This window comes from Corallococcus exercitus (genome assembly GCF_042231735.1).
Lineage (GTDB): Bacteria > Myxococcota > Myxococcia > Myxococcales > Myxococcaceae > Corallococcus > Corallococcus exercitus_B.
Window position 1 is genome coordinate 1677997 of the sequence record NZ_CP102577.1, and the last position, 16965, is coordinate 1694961.

General features: G+C 72.0%; 14 protein-coding genes. 10 read left to right on the top strand and 4 right to left on the bottom strand.

The window, feature by feature from the left end; translation table 11 throughout:
• The first annotated feature begins 5 nt into the window (after positions 1–5).
• The 3 genes from NR792_RS06255 to udk all read left to right on the top strand — a co-directional run bounded on the left by NR792_RS06255 (position 6) and on the right by udk (position 2846).
• Positions 6–458, top strand: coding sequence for a winged helix-turn-helix transcriptional regulator (locus tag NR792_RS06255; RefSeq protein WP_375759151.1), 453 nt, complete (start codon positions 6–8; stop codon positions 456–458).
• Between the two features lie 34 nt (positions 459–492).
• Complete coding sequence (locus NR792_RS06260) at positions 493–2139, top strand: DUF692 family multinuclear iron-containing protein (protein WP_375759152.1); 1647 nt, start codon at positions 493–495, stop codon at positions 2137–2139.
• Between the two features lie 68 nt (positions 2140–2207).
• Entirely contained in the window at positions 2208–2846 is a 639-nt protein-coding gene (gene udk / locus NR792_RS06265) for a uridine kinase (protein WP_207056494.1), read from the top strand.
• On the opposite strand, the gene NR792_RS06270 is transcribed toward udk, so the two are convergent.
• Positions 2847–3899, bottom strand: coding sequence for an alpha/beta fold hydrolase (locus NR792_RS06270; RefSeq protein WP_375759153.1), 1053 nt, complete (start codon positions 3897–3899; stop codon positions 2847–2849).
• Positions 3900–3934: 35 nt separating this feature from the next.
• On the opposite strand from NR792_RS06270, the gene NR792_RS06275 reads away from it, so the two are divergent.
• Positions 3935–4864 carry a hypothetical protein gene (locus NR792_RS06275; RefSeq protein WP_375759154.1) on the top strand — a complete coding sequence of 310 codons (930 nt, stop codon included), beginning with the start codon at positions 3935–3937 and terminating at the stop codon, positions 4862–4864.
• A 73-nt stretch (positions 4865–4937) separates the two neighbouring features.
• Here the strand turns inward: NR792_RS06275 and NR792_RS06280 are convergent, their stop codons facing one another.
• Positions 4938–7133, bottom strand: coding sequence for a PQQ-binding-like beta-propeller repeat protein (locus tag NR792_RS06280; RefSeq protein WP_375759155.1), 2196 nt, complete (start codon positions 7131–7133; stop codon positions 4938–4940).
• A gap of 97 nt (positions 7134–7230) precedes the next feature.
• Between NR792_RS06280 and NR792_RS06285 the strand changes: the two genes are divergently transcribed.
• From NR792_RS06285 to NR792_RS06310, 6 genes are read left to right on the top strand one after another with little or no spacing between them, the layout of a single operon-like run.
• Positions 7231–9504 carry an HTH domain-containing protein gene (locus NR792_RS06285; protein WP_375759156.1) on the top strand — a complete coding sequence of 758 codons (2274 nt, stop codon included), beginning with the start codon at positions 7231–7233 and terminating at the stop codon, positions 9502–9504.
• A 53-nt stretch (positions 9505–9557) separates the two neighbouring features.
• Positions 9558–10475 (top strand): HEAT repeat domain-containing protein, encoded by a 918-nt coding sequence (locus NR792_RS06290; protein WP_375759157.1) that lies wholly within the window; start codon positions 9558–9560, stop codon positions 10473–10475.
• 3 nt (positions 10476–10478) lie between these two features.
• A complete protein-coding gene (locus NR792_RS06295; protein WP_375759158.1) occupies positions 10479–11114 on the top strand; it encodes a hypothetical protein in 636 nt (211 codons plus the stop codon).
• Positions 11115–11127: 13 nt separating this feature from the next.
• Positions 11128–12126 (top strand): biotin--[acetyl-CoA-carboxylase] ligase, encoded by a 999-nt coding sequence (locus NR792_RS06300; protein WP_375759159.1) that lies wholly within the window; start codon positions 11128–11130, stop codon positions 12124–12126.
• Between the two features lie 12 nt (positions 12127–12138).
• Complete coding sequence (locus tag NR792_RS06305) at positions 12139–12909, top strand: type III pantothenate kinase (RefSeq protein ID WP_375759160.1); 771 nt, start codon at positions 12139–12141, stop codon at positions 12907–12909.
• On the top strand, positions 12906–14051 hold the full coding sequence (locus NR792_RS06310; RefSeq protein WP_375759161.1) for a hypothetical protein: 1146 nt from the start codon (positions 12906–12908) through the stop codon (positions 14049–14051). Before NR792_RS06305 ends, NR792_RS06310 begins: the two co-directional genes overlap by 4 nt.
• Before the next feature lie 55 nt (positions 14052–14106).
• Here the strand turns inward: NR792_RS06310 and NR792_RS06315 are convergent, their stop codons facing one another.
• Both NR792_RS06315 and NR792_RS06320 read right to left on the bottom strand, forming a co-directional pair.
• The gene (locus tag NR792_RS06315; protein WP_375759162.1) at positions 14107–15900 is read right to left on the bottom strand and encodes a response regulator; all 1794 of its coding nucleotides are present in this window, start codon (positions 15898–15900) and stop codon (positions 14107–14109) included.
• A 189-nt stretch (positions 15901–16089) separates the two neighbouring features.
• A complete protein-coding gene (locus NR792_RS06320; protein ID WP_375759163.1) occupies positions 16090–16941 on the bottom strand; it encodes an anti-sigma factor family protein in 852 nt (283 codons plus the stop codon).
• Positions 16942–16965 lie beyond the last annotated feature (24 nt).

The following is a 16965-nucleotide window of genomic DNA, read 5'->3' on the forward strand; positions in this document are numbered from 1 at the left end:
GCGCGATGAAGCGGACGAGCATGGAAGGGGTGATGTGCCCGGTGGCCCGGTCCCTGGACGTCATCGGGGACTGGTGGTCGCTGCTCATCGTGCGCGATGCGCAGTACGGCCTGCGCCGCTTCGGTGAGTTCCAGAAGAGCCTGGGCGTGGCGAAGAACATCCTGGCCCAGCGCCTGCGGCACCTCGTGGAGCACGGCATCCTCGAAACCCAGCCGGCCTCCGACGGCAGCGCCTGGCAGGAGTACGTGCTGACGGAGAAGGGGAGGAGCCTCTTTCCCATCCTGGTCGCGTTGGGCCAGTGGGGGCAGCAGCACTGCTTCGAGGCGGGAGAGCCGCGCACCCGGGTGCTCGACAAGGCGCACGGGCAGCCGGTGAAGCCGCTGGAGGTGCGCGCGGCGGACGGCCGGGTGCTGACGGTCCAGGACGTGCGTCTGGAGCGGCCGCCCCCACAAGGCTAGCGCCACCCGGAGCCGGGCTGGTTAGGGTGTGCCCATGACGCGCCCTGCATCGGATTCGTGGTCACTGCCCTGGCTGGGGCTGGGGCTGAGCAGCAACCTGAGCGCCTCGGACGTGCCGCATCCGTACCGGTTGCTCGACGCCTCGCCCGGCCTCTTCGACTTCGTGGAGTACAGCGCGCCCATCGCGCTGGAGGAGGCGAAGGCACAGGCCACGCTCTTTCCGGAGATGTGGCGCCGGCGCCAGGAGGTGCCGGTCCTCTTCCACCCCGTGCACCTGAACCTGTGGGGCCCGGAGCTGGAGCCCGCGTCGGCGCTCGCGCAGCTGGATGCGCATGCGCGCGCGGTGGGCAGCCCGTGGGTGGGCAACGACGTGGGCTGGTGGCACGCGGGCGGCCAGCCCTTCCCGGGCTACCTCTACGTCACGCCGCCGTTCAACGACGCGGGCGTGCGGGACAGCGCGGCGCACGCGCTCCACATCCAGGCGGGCTTGAGCGTGCCGCTGGTGATTGAGAACCCCGCCGTGCTCGCCACGCGCGGCGGCCTGCATGCGCTGGACTTCCTGGCGAAGCTGCACGCGCGCACGGGCCTGCCGCTGCTGCTGGACCTGGGCCACCTCTTCAGCCACCAGCTCTCCGCGGGGCTGCCCCTGCGCACGGGCCTGGACGGCTTCCCGCTGGAGCAGGTGGTGGAGATCCACATCGCGGGCGGCGTGGTGACGCGCAGGGGAGGGCGGACCTTCTACGTGGACGACCACACGCAGCCCGTTCGCGAGGAGCTGTTCGAGCTGCTGGCGGAGGTGCTCCCGCGCTGCCCGCGCCTGCGCGCCGTCACCTTCGAGGGAGACGGCCATCCGCCGGAGGTGGCGCTCGCGTCGCTGCGGCGGCTGCGCGCGCTCGTGCCGAAGGAGTCCCGTCCCGCCATCACCTTCCCCGCGTCGCGCGAGCCCGTGCCCGCGCTCACCGGGGAGAGCCGCCCGTGGGCGCTGTTCGACGCGGGCCACGGCGTCACGCCGGCCACGGAGGACGAGGACCCCGAGGGCACGCGCGCGGACCGCGACTTCCGGCTGGCGGTGGTGGCCGAGCAGCTGGACAAGGACTGGCCCCTGACGCGCCTCTTGCTCACGGCGACGCCGGAGGGGCTGGAGTCCTTCACCCGCTCGCGCGAGTACCGGGGCCTCTTCGACGGGCTGGGCAAGTCGCTGTCCCACGCCTTCGCGTCCTGGGCGCGCAAGCGCGTGATGGCCGCGCCGTCGGACGGGGTGGCCGCCGCGCTGTCCCTGGAGATGATGCTGCCGCACGCCTTCCTCCAGGAGCCTCCGGCCCCGGGCCCGGGCCAGGTGGCGCTGGCCGAGGACGTCCGCCTGGGCGCCTTCCCCGCGGACCTGACGGAGCTCGTCTTCGCCGCACGGGCGTTGCGGCGTCACCTCACCGGCCGTGCGTGGGCCTGCGGGGCCCTGGAGGTGTCCGGCCTGGAGGCCCTGGCGCAGGTGGCGGCCCGGCCGGGCCCGGGCCCGTGGCGCTTCGCCATCCGCCGCAAGGGGACGGGCTTCGAGGTCCTGACGCTCCCGCCCGAGGTGGCCACGGGGCTTCAGGGGCTCGCGGATGGCCCGCGTCCGGTGGAGGACCTGCCCGCGTGGCTGCTCGCGGAAGGGCAGGCGCGCGGGCTCTTGCGGCGGGCATAAGCAACGCGCGGTGTCGGGGAGTCAACGGACCCTTGCGCCCACCTGTCTGGTGGGGTACTGCCCGCCGCATGTCGTCACCCCTCGTCGTTGGCATCGCGGGCGGCACCGCTTCCGGCAAGACCACGGTGGCCCGCAAGGTGCGTGAGGCCCTCGCCGACTGCCGGGTCGCCTTCATTGATCAGGACTCGTACTACCGGGACCTGAAGGACATGCCCCTGGTGGACCGGCGGGAGGTGAACTTCGACCATCCCGACGCGTTCGACACGGAGCTGCTCGTCAGCCACCTGCGCGCGCTCAAGCAGGGCCAGGCCATCCAGAAGCCCGTCTATGACTTCGTGACGTCCGGCCGCCAGCCGCACACGCACCGCGTGGACCCCGGGGACATCATCCTCATCGAGGGCATCCTCGTGCTGCACATGAAGGAGGTGCGCGACCAGATGGACGTGAAGATCTACGTCGACGCGGACGACGATCTGCGCATCCTTCGCCGCCTCACCCGCGACATCAAGGACCGCGGCCGCGACTTCGACCACGTGGTGGGCCAGTACCTGCGCCACGTGCGCCCCATGCACATGGGCTTCGTGGAGCCGTCCAAGCACCACGCGGACATCATCATCCCGCACGGCGGCAACAACGACATCGCCATCGGGATGCTCGTGGGCGCGCTCCGGGCGCGGCTCGCCTCCCAGCACCAGTCGCAGCGCTAGCTAGCCGCGCAGCCAGCGCAGGAAGTCCTGCACCGGTCCCTTGAGCCGGTGCGCGTCCGCCAGCAGGGTGCCGTGGTCCCCCGGCCCCTGCAGCTCCACGAACCGCGCCTGCACGCCCGCCGCCGTCAGCTGGTGGTACGTGTCCCGCACGCGGCCCGCCGGGGCCAGCGCGTCCGTCGCCCCCGCGAGCAGCAGCACCCGCGCGCGGATCCGCGAGAACGTCTCCGTCAGGTCGCAGCCCGCGTACGCGGAGCAGAGCAGCGACCACGCCACCGGGTCGAAGGTGTCCGCGAACGACGCGGCCTCCGCCTCCAGCGCCGCCTGCGCCGCCGCGCTGTCCGGATACGCCGTGCCCAGGTGGTCGCGTCCGTAGAGCAGCTTCAGGTAGTCCAGCCGCAGCCGCGCCAGCGTCCGGTTCGGCGCGCGCTCGCGCAGGGGAGGTGTGTCCTCGGTGTCGGGCGCCATGCGCAGCACCTGCGACGTGAGGCCCAGCTTCTCGCGCAGCCCCTCCGGCAGCGCCCGCGCCGCGCCCAGCACCACCACGCCGTCCGCCAGCTCCGGGAACAGCGCCGCGAGCCGCAGCGCCACGAGCCCGCCCAGACCAATCCCCACCAGCGCCCGCACGTGCGTGAGCCCCAGGGCCTTGAGCAGCGCGGACACGCCGCGCGCCATGTCCAGCACGGTGATGGGCGGCAGCGCCGTGCCCCAGGGCGCCCCGCTGTGCGGATCCGGCGTCACCGGCGACGTGGATCCGAACGGGCTGCCCAGCAGATTGGGCACGATGACCGGCGTCACCTCCGGATCCAGCGCCTTGCCCGGGCCAATCAGCTCGCGGCCCCAGCCCGAAGGTTGGAACGCGCCGTTCACTTCCGTGCTCAAGGCCTGGTGGGAATGGGACAGGTCGTGCAGCACCACCACCGCTTTGCCATCAGACGGTTTTCCGAACGCCTGCCAGGCAATCTGGGGGCTTCCCAGCAGCTCCCCTTCCTCCAGTGGAAGGGGCACGGTGAACAGTTGGATTCCCTCGGCCTGGGGCACGATGATGGGGCTCATATCATTGCCTGCCCGTACGCACAGGAGCCTGTCGCTTGAAGCGCTACTTCGGAATCATCGTTGTCATCGCCCTGGTGATCGTCGCCGCGGTGGCGAGTCACCGCACCGCCTCCGCCCGGGCGCTGGAGGCGGAGCGGGACGCGGACTTCCGCCGCATCCAGTCCGTCTACCTGGAGCGCGTGGGCTGGATGCGCACCAACCCGGATGAGGCGTCCTACCGGGACGAGCTGAAGTCCTTCTTCAAGGCGTACTTCGACGACGTCGACGGCCACCTGGACCGCTTCCACGGCAACAAGAAGTTCGACAGCTACCTGGCGGAGCTGGAGCAGCGCGAGGCGTCGGGCGGCGACAAGAAGGACAACCGCGCCACGGACCGCAAGGCCTTCTACGAGTACGCGCGCAAGCAGTTCGACTCCCTGCGCGAGGGTCGCTACCGCCCGGTGTGGACCGCCACGGACAAGGGCATGCGCCTGGACATGGTGTCCAACGACGTGGTGATGGTGATGGGCAAGCCGCAGATCCGCCTGCAGCTGGTGCTCTGGGGCGCGCAGCGCGTGGAGAAGGACGAGGGCAAGGTGAAGAAGATGGTCACCAGCGCCGCGTTCGACACGGTGTGGAAGCTCACCGACGCGAAGGGCAAGCTGCTGGGCGAGATGCGCGGCGGCGATCCGTCGATGAAGATCGACTACCCCGAGCGCCTCATCGCCGAGTTCCCCCCGCAGATGGTGCTGGGCCACTACGACCTGGACCTGCTGCCCGCGGACGTGGCGAAGCTGGAGATGACCATCAACGTCGCCTCGCACGCGGCGTCCGGCGGCAACGCCAACGCCACCTACGTGTGGAAGCTGGACGTGCCGTCGGAGTGGAAGCTGGGCGCCAACGAGACGTGGGAAGGCGCCACGCAGGAGGAGCGGCCGGAGGAGGAGATCGACCCGGCCAAGGCGTCCGCCAAGAAGGGCGAGTAGCCCTTCGTCTCAGGTGAAGGGCGAGTAGCCCTTCGTCTCAGGTGAAGGGCGAGTAGCCCTTCACCTCCGGTTTCTATTTCACGACGGCGAAGTGCGAACCCAGCCGGTACGCGGACAGCGTGCCGGCGTCGTCCAGGAAGTACAGGTTGAGGCGCACGTCGGCCTGGAGCGCGACGAGCCCCACCCCCGCGCGCACCTCCGCGAGCACCTGTCCGCCCCGCGGATCCACCGCGCGCACCACCTCTCCCGCGATGAGCGTCACATCGCGGGCGGTGCGCGCCGGCAGCGCGGTGATCAACGGCTCGCCCGCGGCCCCCACGAGCCAGTCCACCTGTCCGGACAGGGCCACGCGGGCGGCGGCCCCGGATGCGCTCGTCACCACCACCGCGCGCGGCAGCGGCGCGAGCGCGTAGGGCCCGGGCCCCAGGTGCAGCGCGCGCTCCCAGACCTTGCGCCCGCGCGCATCCAGGCACACGAGGAACCCGTCCTGGTCGCGCATCCCGGCCAGCAGCACGCGCTGGCCCACCGGTAGCGGCGTGGAGGGCAGGGTGAGGTCCGGCTCGAAGGTCCACTGCGCCTCGCCGGTGTGCGCGTCCGCCAGGAGCAGCGCGTGATGCGAGCCGCGCCCCAGGAGCGCCAGGAAGCGCCGGCCCCACGCCACCGGAGGCCCATGGAAGGGCAGCGGTGAGCGCAGCCGGTAGCGCACCTGTCCGTCCTCCAGGTCCAGGCCGTACAGGTAGCCCGAGTCCGTGGACAGGAGCGCCCGATGCCCCTGCGTGGCCATCCACCCGCGCTGCGTGCGCGGCGGGGCCAGGCGCCACACCTCGCGGCCCGAGGCCTCCGCGAAGGCCACCGCCGTGCGGTCCTCCGACAGCGTCAGCAGCAGCCCGTCCTGGCGCAGGAGCAGCGGCCCCAGGGGGATGCCGTCATGGTCGTGCAGCCACCGGGCGCCCGCGCCCCGGCCGGTGAAGCCGTACACGCGCGTCTCATCCGCCGCCACCGCGTGGCCATCCGCGGACGCCGCCACGCCCAGCGACGCGGCCCGCCGCCACAAGAGCGCGCCGTCCTTGCGTGAGAACGCACCCGCCAGCCCCGGCGCGCAGTACACCGGTCCGTGCCGGCCCAGGAGCAGCCGCGCCTCCTCCGGCTCCTCCAGCCCGCGCTGCTCCCACAGCTTCTCGAAGCGCAGGCGCTTGAGCTTGCCGGGCACCTTCAGCGGACGGGACTCGGCGCGCGCGGGCGGACTCTTGCGCTCGCGCGCTTCACCTTCCGCCTCGGGCGGCTTGTGGGCTCCCCTCAGGTGCGACAGCCCCTCGCGGCAGCGCTCCGCCAGCTCCACGAGGTACGGGTTGGAGACCTGGACCCGGTGCGCCTCCGCGAACGCCAGCCCCAGCGCCTCGCCCAGCTGGAAGAGGGCGGACAGCAGCTCCGAGGGCTCCAGCTCGAACCAGGCGCCGGTGGGCCCCAGCTTCGCCCGCCGTCCGGGGAGGTCCAGCGTCAGCAGGGGGCGCACGCCCGCGGGCTCGAGCTCGAAGCGGGCCTCGCCCAGCTCCACGGCCCGCGCCAGCTCCACCGCCTGCCGGGACAGCTCCAGCACCGTGAGGAACGGCGGCCCCTGCGCGCGCCACGCCTGCGGCCGGCCCGGCAGCGCCAGCCACACCTCGCCCGCGCCCAAGAGCGGCGCCAGCGCCCCGGAGGTGCCCTTCGACGGCGCCTCGCGCGAGGCGGGGGAGATGTCCTTCAGCTCGAAGCCGAACCCCGGCACGGAGACGGGCTCGATCCGCAGCGGGGTGGGGGGAACGGGCCTTTCTTCCGCATGCGGGGCGGCCTTGCCCAGGCCCTGGAGCGCCTCGCCCAGCTTCCGGGCGGCCGCGGCGGACAGGGCCCGGGGCGCGAGCTTCGTCACGTCCTGGAGGAAGCGCTGGCCGCTCTGGCGGGTGGCCTTCGTCAGCTCCTCGGCGTCCACCCGGATGGGCGGGCGCAAGAGGTGGGCGGGCCGGGCCAGGCTCGCCACCGACAGCTCGATGTCCGGGCCGACGCGCCGCAACACCAGCTCCAGGTGCGCCTCCGTCAGCGACACCTGCGCCAGCCGCCGCTTCCCCGCGTGCAGGGCCGCCACCGCCTCCACCAGCGCGGGGACGACCTCCGCCAGGGGCTCCTCCACCGCCCCGGACAGCAGGTTCACGCCGTCGAGTTCCAGCGCGATGGAATCGAGCGGGGAGGCTGACGGTTCGCGCTTCCAATGGTGTCCGATGCGGAGCCGGGTCATTGACATTCGTTGACAAGCAAGTTTAGCGGTGGCTAGCATCCGCCGCCCATACGGACCTACATTTTTGTAACCGTTCGGAATTCTTGGGGAATACTCGATGACATTTTACGAGGCCGCGCTCAGGGTACTGGAGAGCGAAGGTCGCCCCCTGCATTTCCTTGAAATCACGGAGAAGTCCATCCAGCTGAGCCTGCTGTCCCACATTGGCAAGACGCCCGAAGTGACGATGCTGTCGCGGCTGGCTGCCATGGCGCGGAGGACGCGGGATCGCAAGGTGATTGTCACGGCGAAGGATACCTTCGCGCTGACGGACTGGTCGCTCTCCGAGGACGTCGAGGCACTTGCACAGACGGGCGTGATGGAGCCGCACCCGGAGGAGGAGCTGCCTCCGCTGCGGCCGGTGGAGCGCCACCCGGAGCCCCGCACGGACAACGTCCGCGCGTCGGGCCGGGGCACGGAGCGCAAGCGCCGCCGGGACGAGGGCGACGAGGAGCGGGGTGGACGCCGCAAGCGCTTCCCGCCGCTGCCGGAGGTCGTGTTCGAGATCCTCAGCGAGGCGGAAGCCGGGCTGCGCACGGATCAGCTCATCGAGCGCGCCAAGGCGAAGGAGCTGTGCGCCGAGGAGACCACGGTGGAGGCGGTGCTCACCGCCCTGCTGGAGGACAACCAGCGCCGCATCGACGCGGGCCGCCGGCCCCAGTACGCCTTCAACCAGGAGACCGGGGAGGTGTCCCTGGAGCGCGCGGGCGCGCCGAGCGAGGCGCCGCCCCTGGAGCTCCAGGCCGCCTTCGCGCAGGCCCTGGGCATCCCGCTGGAGGGGGGCCGCCCGGTGCTGGGCAAGCCCGCCGCCGCCGGGGAGCCGCTGGTGGACGAGGCCCTCATCACCACCGCGCGCACGGCCCTCAAGGACGCGCGCCGGGCGGTCGCTCGCGGGCTGCGCAAGCGCCTGGGCGACGCGGACGTGGGCACCTTCGAGAAGTCCGTCGTGAAGATGATGCACGGGCTGGGCTTCCGCGAGCTGAAGGTCGCCAAGCGCTCCAAGGAAGGCCCCCTGCTCACGGCGCGCAAGCGCGAGGGCAGCGTGGAGCTGCGCTACGCGGTGCGCATGCTCAAGGGCATGCCGGGCATCGACCGCAAGACGGTGCAGGAGCTGCGGCGCGACCTGGGCCACTACTCGGCGCAGGTGGGCCTGCTGGTGAGCGCGGGCGAGGTGCGCGGCGACGCGCGCTCCGAGGCGCAGGCCAATGGCTCGCTGGTGATGCTGTGGTGCGGTGACGCCCTGGGCGAGAAGTTCCTGGAGGCCAAGACGGCCGTCACCGTCACCCAGGTGGAACTGTACGACATCGACGAGCGCTTCTTCGAGGCCGCGAAGCTGGACGCCGAGGAGGCCCAGCGCCGCCGCGAGGAGCGCAAGAGCGAGAAGCAGGCCCGCGAGGAGGGCGGTGGCGAGGTGGAGGTCGCCGCCACCACCGACAAGCCCGAGCGCGCGGAGCGTCCCGAGCGCGGTGACCGTCCGGATCGCTCCGAGCGCCGCCGCGACCGCCAGCGTGAACGGGCCGAGGCCCGCGACGCCGCCCAGTCCGGCACCGAGGGCTCCGAGGCCAAGGCCTCGCCGGTGGCCCCCGCGCCGCCGGCCGCCGCCGGGTTCACGCCCGCGTCGGAGGAGGACGAGTCCGAGGAGGGCGACGACGAGGGTGAGGACGAGGACCTGGAGGCCGCCAGCGCCTTCGTGGGTGGAGCCAAGGAGGGCGCCGAAGCCGGCTCCGCCGACGCCAACGCCTCCGAGCGCAAGCGCCGCCGCCGCCGTCGCCGGGGCCGTCGCGGCCGTGGCACGCGCGGAGCGGAGGGCACGCCCGCGGGTGAGGGCACTGCTGCTTCAGGTGAAGCCGCGTCCAGCGCGGAGCCGTCCGGTGCCACCACCGTGGCGGCGGTTGCCTCCGGTGAGGGCGAGGGCGCTTCAGGCGGCATCACGGCCGCCGCCTCGGGTGAAGGCTCCTCGGGTGCCATCGCCGCGCCGTCGCCGGGCGGCAGCGTCACCGGTGAGCAGGTCGCGCTCGCGGGTGAGGCCCTGCCGGTGAGCACGGACGCGTCCGCCAGCCCCGCGCACGAGGAGGCCGCCGCCGCGCCTCCCGCCGTGGGCAACGTCTGGCAGGCGGGCGAAGCGGTGCAGGCCCCGCCGGAGTCCGACGAAGCCGCGCGGGCCCGGGCCGCCGCCGCCCACGCCGCGTCCGATGCGGTGACCCCGGTCGCCGGTCAGGCGCTGCCTCCGGAAGAAGCCGCCGCCGAGGCGTCCTCGCAGCCCGCGGAGGTGCACGAGGCGCCGGTGGCCCCCGGGACGGATGGCTCGTCCGAGGGCAACAAGGAGGGCTGATCCCCGCACGGAATCAGGTGCGGTGGACGCGGGAGTGTTAGCCTGGGGGGGCCATGAAGCCGGCCCTGCTGCTTACCTCCTGCGTGCTGTTCCTCGGGGCCTGCCGCTCGCAGGCCCCGCGCTATCCGGTGGCGCCGGTGGAACTGGCCGGGGACACCTTGCGGGACAACGCCCTGCTGGGCTTCGGTCCGGAGGGCGTGCGGGACCTGTTCGACGACGCGCTCCAGTCCTCCGGCCGCTTCGAGCTGGTGGGCGAAGAGGTCCCCAAGAAGGCCCGCCCCTGGCGGCTGTCTCTGGAGGTCCCCTTCACCCGCGAGGTGCTGAAGGACGGCAACCCCCACAGCTTCGCGGAGGTCGGCGCCAACCTGTCCCTGGAGCGCTTCGGCGGCAACGCGCCCCAGCGCTACGAGATCGTGGGCCTGGGTGAGGCGGCCGTGGAGGAGGACTCGGCGGAGGGGCGGCGCACGGCCATGCGCGCCGCGATGGAGAGCGTGCTGCGGCAGGTGACGGAGTCCGCGGCGCTGCAGCTGGCCGCGTTGGACCGCACGGACGAGGCGCTGGTGGCGGACCTGCGGGCCACCGACACCCGCATGCGGGAGTTCGCCCTCCGGACGCTGGCCGAGCGCAAGCACCCGGCCGCCGCGCCGCTCCTGATTGAGCGGCTCAAGGACACCAGCGACGCGGAGCAGGTGCGCCGCACCATCGGCGCGCTCGCGGAGATGAAGGCCAAGAGCGCGGTGCCGGCGCTCATCGACCTGGCGCGCGGCCGCGACTCGGGCTTCCTGCAGGAGATCGTCTTCGCGGTGGGCGAGATTGGCGGCCCGGAGGCGGAGGCGTACCTCTACACGGTGGCGCAGGGCCACGACACGCCGTCGGTGCAGGCCGCCGCGCAGCAGGCGCTGGACACGCTCTACGCATCACGCAACCACACAACCGCGGAGGCGCGTGGCCAGAGCCACGCGGACCCCTAGCGCATGAAGCAGTCGTCCCTGAAGCAATCGCTGTCGATGGTGGGGGGCCTGGCCCTCCTGGCCTCCACGCTGGTGGGCTCCGGCTGCGCGAAGCGCGTCGAAGCGGACGCGCGCCCCTCGCCCGAGTCCATCGCCCAGTACTACCCGCTGGCCGTGGGCAACGCGTGGACGTACCGGATTGACGGACGCGACGACAAGCCCGTCACGGTGGAGATCGTCAAGGAGCAGGACGGGTTCTTCGTGGACAACCAGGGCGGCCAGCTCAAGGTGGACGGCTTCGGCCTGCGCGACCCCAAGCGCTACCTCTTGCGCGGCCCGCTGGAGGCCGGACGCGGCTGGAACAACGTCGTGTCCGTGTCCTCCACGGAGCGCTACCAGCTGGTGCAGGTGGGCTTCACCTGCAAGGTGCCCGCGGGCTCGTTCCCCAACTGCGTGAGCGTGGAGGGCCGCAACAAGGTCGACGCGCAGACGACGCTCGTCAACACGATGACCTTCGCCGCGGGCGTGGGCCTGGTCCGCGTGGACGTGGCCACGGAGCACGAGGGCAAGCGCGTGCCGCAGACGGAGCTGGAGCTCATCTCCTACAAGGCGGAGGGCGCCGGCGCCGCGAAGACGCCCGCCGCGCCCGCGCAGGACTGAAGCGGCCCGCCTCGTGGAGACGACCGAGCTCACGCAGGACGCGCGCATCCTGAACTTCCTCGCGGATGGCGGGGAGGGCTTCGTCTCCGGCGAGGCGCTGTCCACCCGGCTGGGCCTGTCGCGCACGGCGGTGTGGAAGCACGTGGAGGCCCTGCGCCTGAAGGGCTACCGCATTGAAGCCGTGCCCGCGAAGGGCTACCGGCTGGTGAGCCGGCCGGACCGGCTCTCCACGCTGGAGGTCCACCCGCTGCTCGCCACGCGCGCGGTGGGCCGCGTGCTGCACCACCACGACACCATCGGCTCCACCAACGCGGCGGCCTTCCGGCTGGCCCAGGACGGCGCCGCGCACGGCACGGTCGTGGTGGCCGAGCAGCAGACGGCGGGGAAGGGGCGCCGGGGCCGGGCCTGGAGCTCGCCGCCGAACCTGAACCTGTACTTCTCCGCCATCCTGCGCCCGGAATTGCCCCCGCAGCGCGCGCCGGAGCTGACCCTGGTGGCCGCCGTGGCCCTGGCGGAGACGCTGCGCGAGGCGGGCGCCGACGCCGCCATCAAGTGGCCCAACGACGTGCAGCTCGCCGGCCGGAAGGTGGCTGGCATCCTCACGGAGCTGTCCGCCGAACCCGAGCGCGTGCACTTCGTCATCGTGGGCGTGGGCGTGAACCTCAACTCGGGCGAGGAGCACTTCCCCGAGGAGCTGCGCGGCACGGCCACGTCGCTCGCCCTGGCGCTGGGGCGGCCCGTGCTCCGCGCGCCCTTCGCCGCGGCCCTGTGGACCCGGCTGGAGACCTGGCTGGACACGTACCTGGCCACCGGCTTCGACGCGGTGCGCACCCGGTGGAAGGCGCTCTCCAGCACCCTGGGGGTGCCCGTCCGGGTGCGGACGGACCGGGGGGACTGGGAGGGGTTCGCGGAGGACATCGACCCCACGGGCGCCCTCCTGGTCCGCATGGCGGACGGCCGCGTGGAGCGCGTGCTGGCGGGGGACGTGGAGCAGCTGCGTCCCCAGCGCTAGAGTGCGCAAGCGATGCTCCTGGCCATCGACGTCGGCAACACCAACACCGTCCTGGGCGTGTACGAGGGCCGGCGGCTGCTGGACCACTGGCGTTTGGAGACGAGCGCCCGCAGGAGCGCGGACGAGTACGGCATCGTCGTGCGCCAGCTCTTCTCCTGGAGCGGCATCGACGCGAACCAGGTGAAGGCCGTGGCCGTGTCCAGCGTGGTGCCGCCGCTCCAGTTCATCCTGGAGAAGATGAGCGAGCGCTACTTCAAGACGCGCCCCATGTTCGTGGGCCCGGGCGTGAAGACGGGCATGCCCATCCTCTACGACAACCCGCGCGAGGTGGGCGCGGACCGCATCGTCAACGCGGTGGCCGCCTACGAGAAGCACCACCGAGGCCTCATCGTGGTGGACTTCGGCACCGCGACGACGCTGGACGCGGTGACGCCCAAGGGCGAGTACCTGGGCGGCGCCATCTGCCCCGGCATCAACATCTCCATGGAGGCCCTGTTCCAGAACGCCTCCAAGTTGCCCCGTGTCGAGTTCGCCCGGCCGCCGCATGTCGTGGGCCGCAACACCGTGCACTCCATGCAGTCCGGGCTGGTCCACGGCTACGTGAGCATGGTGGACGGCATGTGCGAGCGCATGGAGGCGGAGATGGGCTTCTCCGCGAAAGTGGTGGCCACCGGGGGCCTGGCCCCGCTGGTGGCCAGTGAATCGAAGGCCATCCAGGAGGTGGACGAGTTCCTCACCCTGGAGGGGCTGCGCATCATCTACGGAAGGAATCACGCGTCATGAGCACCGCCGCCGCCGACCCCAGCATTCCGGCCCCGCCCCCGGGCTGCCCCTTCAACGCTGAGTTCCTGCCGCCCAACCTGCGCAAGCACGTGGACCCCAACGCCCCCGTGCCCCTGCGGATGATGGCGGCCAAGTCGCTGGTGCCGCTCAACCCGGCGGACATGCTGGGCGCGCTCTTCATGCTCACGTTCGACCCCGACGCGAACGTGCGCGAGACGGCCGCCAAGACGAGCGCGGCGCTGCCGGAGCGCATCCTCGGCTCCGCGCTGCGCGACGAGGGCGTGCAGCCGCCCGTGCTGGGTTACTTCCTGGGCCTGCTCAAGGACAAGGAAGCCTACGCGGAGATGCTGGTCCTCAACTCGGAGACGCCGGACGACGCCGTGGCCGGCGTGGCGTCCTCGTGCAGCCCGAAGGTGGCGGAGATCATCTCCCAGAACCAGCTGCGCCTGCTGCGCAACGAGGACATCATCCGCAACCTGTGCGCCAACCCCGGCGTCCCCGTGTCGCTCGTGGACAGCGTCTGCGACTTCGCGGTGCGCAGCGGCCTGGTGCTGGCGGACGTGCCCGCGATGCAGGCCGCCCGTGTGCGCATCTACGGCCCGCAGGCCGCCGCGGCGCCGCCGGACCCCGGCCCCACCGCGGAGGAGGTGCTCCAGGAGCTGGGCACGGAGGCGCAGTCCGAGGACGCCGCCCCCATGGAGGAGGGCAAGCGGATGACGCTCGCCCAGCGCATCATGAAGATGTCCATCGCGGAGAAGATCAAGCTGGGCACGCTGGGCAACAAGGAGGCCCGCTCCGCCCTCATCCGCGACACCAACAAGCTCGTCTGCGTGGCCGTCATCCGCAGCCCCCGCATCACCGACGGCGAGGTGCTCGCGTGCGCCGCCAACCGCGCCATCAACGAGGACGTGCTGCGCGTCATCTACAACAACCGCGAGTGGACGAAGATGCAGAAGGTGAAGCTCGCGCTGGTGAAGAACCCCAAGGTGCCGCTCACCGTCACCATGAAGTTCCTCAACACGCTGCGCGACGCGGAGTTGAAGGACCTGTCCCGCGACAAGAACGTGCCCGCCGCCGTGCAGTCCTTCGCCAAGAAGCTGCATGAAAAGAAAACGGCCCCCAAGAAGGAGGCCGGGAAGTAACGCAGGGGCTGGAGTGGGGGAGGGCGGTGTCCCGCGCCTTCCCCCGGGTGCTGCTTCAGGCCGCGGCTTCCTCGTCGGCGTCGTCGCCCACGGCGGTGCCCGGCTCGTCCAGCAGCTGCTGCGCGATGGCGAGCGCCTTCTTCGTCTTCTCGCGCAGCTTCTCGTCGCCCTTGATGCGCGCGTAGAGCTTCGTCACGCGCTCCTCGTTGCGCACCGCCGCCTGCTCCAGCTCGGTGATGCGCGCGCGCAGCCCGTCCGCTTCCGTCGCGGCCTGGGCGCTCTGGTTGGAGAGGTCCGCCTGGGCCTGCTCCAGCTGGCCGCGCAGCCCTTCCAGCTCGCCGCGCAGGCCTTCCAGCTCGCCCTGCGCGGACTCCACCTGCGCGCGCAGCCCCTCGGCCTCCTCGCGCGCCGCCTGGAGGTCCGCGTCCTGCTGGGCCACCTGGGCGCGCAGCGAGTCCGCCTCGCCCTGGAGCGCCTGGACCTGGGCCTGCTGCTGATCCAGCTCCTCCTGCAACGTGCCCAGCTTCGCGGTGGCGCCGCGCGCCTCCTCCTTCGCGGTGGCCAGCTGCTGATCCACGCGCTTGCGCTCCGTGGTGAGCTGCTCCGTGCGCGAGGTGAGGGTCTTGATCTGCGCGTCGCGGCGGTTCAGCTCCTCCTCGGAGGTGGAGGCCTTCTGCTCCAGCTCCAGGTGCTGATCCTTCAGCTCGATGATCTCCTGGTCCTTCTGGTTCAGCTCCGACTTGAGGCGGAGGATCTCCTTGTCGCGCTTGTTGACGGTGTCACGCAGCGCGAAGGTGTCCTTGTCGCTCTTGCCGGCGGTGGAGCGGGACGCCTCCAGCTCCGTCGCCTTCGCCTGGAGCTCGGACTCCAGCGACTGCACGCGCTCTTCGGCCTGCGTCGCCTGGCCGCGCGAGTCCTCCAGCGCGCTCTGCAGCTCCGCCACCTTCGCGCGCAGGTTGCGCAGCTCCGCCAGGTCCGCGGCGGACGGGCCGGAGGCCGCGGGCGTCACCGGAGCGGCGACGGCGGCGGGGCGGGCCGCGGCGGGCGGGGGCACCGCGCGCAGGGGCGCGGCGGCCGCTCGCGCGGGCGGCGGGGTGGGGGCGGCGACAGGCTCCGGATCCGCCGGCGGCATGAAGCCGACGACGGTCTTCTCCTCGGGCTCGTCGTCCAGGCCGCCCAGCACGTCGAGCGAGTCGTCGTTGTCCGGGCCCAGCGAGTCCAGCGCGGAGATCTCCTCCAGGCCGGACGGCGACTCCGTCTCCTCCGGAGGCGCCACCACGGGCTCCTCCTCGGGCGTGCCCGTCACGGGCTCGGACAGGTCGCTGAACGCGTCGTCGAGCATGTCCAGGTCTTCCCCGGGCACCGCGGGCTCCTCGCCCGTGTCGACGGCGATCTCCTCGCCGAAGTCCGCCGCGGGCTCGTCACCCAGCGAGTCCAGCGTGAGGCTCTCGTCCACCACCTCGTTGCTCGCGGGCGGCTCCGGGAAGCCGATGACGCCGCCCACGCGCTCGATGAGGACGTTGCTGTCCACGGGCTTGGCCACGTACTCGTCCGCGCGCGCCTTCAGCTTGCTGTGCGCCGCGAAGCCGTCCGGGCTGCCGATGATGACGATGGGCACCGTCTTCAGCTCGTCGTCCTTCTTCAGCTTGCCGCAGATGAGGTAGCCGTTCTGTCCCGCGGACAGGTCCACCGCGAGCACCACGAGGTCCGGACGCTCACGGCGGATCAGCTCCACGCTGCCCTTGCCGTCGCCCGTCGTCTGCGCGGAGAAGCCCCGCGCCTCCAGGGCCTGCTGCAGGGTGGTGGCGAGGGTGGCGTCGCTTTCGACGATCAGGATTCGCTTGGACATGAAGGGACGGCCATCCTGGGGGTGCGGCGCGCGGTGTGACGCCGCGAGGAACAGCAGCGGCGGCGCGCGAGAGTGAAGACGCCGTCGAGGCTATCGGCCATGCCTGGGACCGTCAATCTTCACACCGGGCGCAACGCCCGGTATTCAGTTGAGCAGGCGACCACGCAAGCCCTCGCCGAGGCGAGGACTTCAGGGCTGTAGCGAGACCGGCTGCACGCTCACCGCGGGCTTCATCTGCGCGGGGCGCACGAGGCCGTTCGAGCGGTGCTCCTGGTCCTTCAGCATCTGCAGGATGGCGGCGTCATCCAGGTCCGTCACCAGCTCGTAGGTGACGTCCTGATCACGCCACGTCACGACGTTGTACGCTTGGCTCGAGTCCACGGCGACGTTCTCCACCGTGGGGCCCTCGTCCTTGATCACCCGCTGGCCCGTCGCCGGATACACGAACACGCCGATGTTGCGCTTGGGCTCGTTGGTGACGCGAGGCTGGGTCTCGTAGCTGACATAGACGACTTCCTGGCCGTTGAGCGTGGAGAAGCGCGCGCCCACGGGCCGGGCCTGCTGCAGGCGGGGCAGGGTGATGCGGTGCTCCACCTTGTCGTTGAACCACGCCTCAATCTGCTCCGGCGTGCCCGCGACGAACTCCAGGGGCCGCTGGCGCGTGTGGCGCTGCACGGCCTCCAGGATGGTGGCCTTCTGCGCCTGGCCGGACTGGTACATCATCCAGCCGCCGCTCACCGTCACCACCACCAGGGCCATGGCCCCGGCGCGCAGCCACTGGCTCACCTGCGCGCGGCGGTGCTCGCGGTGCAGCCCGGACTGGATGCCCGCGCGCAGCGACGCCGGTGCACGCGTGCCCTGCGCGGAGATGGAGTGCTTCGCCGCGCGACGCAGCGTCTGGCGGAGCTGCATCTCTTCGTCCACGCGCGCGACACACGCCTCGCAGCCTTCGAGATGCGACTCCACGTCGTGGCGTTCCTCGGGCTGGAATTCGCCGTCGAGGTACGGATACAGCAACCGCTCGAGTTCCTGGCAGGTCATGGGCGCTCGATGTGGCGGGGCGGA